Below are 1,886 nucleotides of genomic sequence, written 5' to 3' on the forward strand. Positions count from 1 at the left end.
GTCTGTTGTTTGAGAACTCAATAGTGTGCCAAGTTTGTTGATACCGATTGTTTTTCAATTGGTTGAAATTATGGCTGGATCATTGCGCACCCCCGTGTGTGGTGGTCTGGTTTTCAGCTGGTTTCGAATTTTGTGCAGCCGTGTTCGCCGTTATTTCCGGTGGGTGTGGTTGTGTCTGTTTGATTTGTTTTACTTCAACGGAGAGTTTGATCCTGGCTCAGGATGAACGCTGGCGGCGTGCTTAACACATGCAAGTCGAACGATGATCCCAGCTTGCTGGGGGATTAGTGGCGAACGGGTGAGTAACACGTGAGTAACCTGCCCTTGACTCTGGGATAAGCCTGGGAAACTGGGTCTAATACCGGATACGACCATCTGGCGCATGTCATGGTGGTGGAAAGCTTTTGTGGTTTTGGATGGACTCGCGGCCTATCAGCTTGTTGGTGGGGTAATGGCCTACCAAGGCGACGACGGGTAGCCGGCCTGAGAGGGTGACCGGCCACACTGGGACTGAGACACGGCCCAGACTCCTACGGGAGGCAGCAGTGGGGAATATTGCACAATGGGCGCAAGCCTGATGCAGCGACGCCGCGTGAGGGATGACGGCCTTCGGGTTGTAAACCTCTTTCAGTAGGGAAGAAGCGAAAGTGACGGTACCTGCAGAAGAAGCGCCGGCTAACTACGTGCCAGCAGCCGCGGTAATACGTAGGGCGCAAGCGTTATCCGGAATTATTGGGCGTAAAGAGCTCGTAGGCGGTTTGTCGCGTCTGCTGTGAAAGACCGGGGCTCAACTCCGGTTCTGCAGTGGGTACGGGCAGACTAGAGTGCAGTAGGGGAGACTGGAATTCCTGGTGTAGCGGTGAAATGCGCAGATATCAGGAGGAACACCGATGGCGAAGGCAGGTCTCTGGGCTGTAACTGACGCTGAGGAGCGAAAGCATGGGGAGCGAACAGGATTAGATACCCTGGTAGTCCATGCCGTAAACGTTGGGCACTAGGTGTGGGGGACATTCCACGTTTTCCGCGCCGTAGCTAACGCATTAAGTGCCCCGCCTGGGGAGTACGGCCGCAAGGCTAAAACTCAAAGGAATTGACGGGGGCCCGCACAAGCGGCGGAGCATGCGGATTAATTCGATGCAACGCGAAGAACCTTACCAAGGCTTGACATGAACCGGAAAGACCTGGAAACAGGTGCCCCGCTTGCGGTCGGTTTACAGGTGGTGCATGGTTGTCGTCAGCTCGTGTCGTGAGATGTTGGGTTAAGTCCCGCAACGAGCGCAACCCTCGTTCTATGTTGCCAGCGCGTTATGGCGGGGACTCATAGGAGACTGCCGGGGTCAACTCGGAGGAAGGTGGGGACGACGTCAAATCATCATGCCCCTTATGTCTTGGGCTTCACGCATGCTACAATGGCCGGTACAAAGGGTTGCGATACTGTGAGGTGGAGCTAATCCCAAAAAGCCGGTCTCAGTTCGGATTGGGGTCTGCAACTCGACCCCATGAAGTCGGAGTCGCTAGTAATCGCAGATCAGCAACGCTGCGGTGAATACGTTCCCGGGCCTTGTACACACCGCCCGTCAAGTCACGAAAGTTGGTAACACCCGAAGCCGGTGGCCTAACCCTTGTGGGGGGAGCCGTCGAAGGTGGGACCGGCGATTGGGACTAAGTCGTAACAAGGTAGCCGTACCGGAAGGTGCGGCTGGATCACCTCCTTTCTAAGGAGCTGCTAGCAGCTGCCGGTGTCCGTGCATATGGACATGGTGTGGTTGTCAGTGTTGCCCATTGCGCAGGCGTCTGTTCTGCGGTGGGTGCTCATGGGTGGAATATCAACGAATCAAACTTGTTTGGCATGGCCTTCACCGGTTGTGTCCTGGTGCCAGTACGGC

1 rRNA gene is annotated in these 1,886 nt (G+C 55.7%); it reads left to right on the top strand.

From position 1 onward, the window contains the following. The first annotated feature begins 194 nt into the window (after positions 1-194). A 16S ribosomal RNA gene (locus tag A477_RS0118575) occupies positions 195-1,715 on the top strand. The last annotated feature ends 171 nt before the right edge of the window (positions 1,716-1,886 follow it).

It is taken from the genome of Arthrobacter sp. M2012083 (assembly GCF_000281065.1).
Lineage (GTDB): Bacteria > Actinomycetota > Actinomycetes > Actinomycetales > Micrococcaceae > Arthrobacter.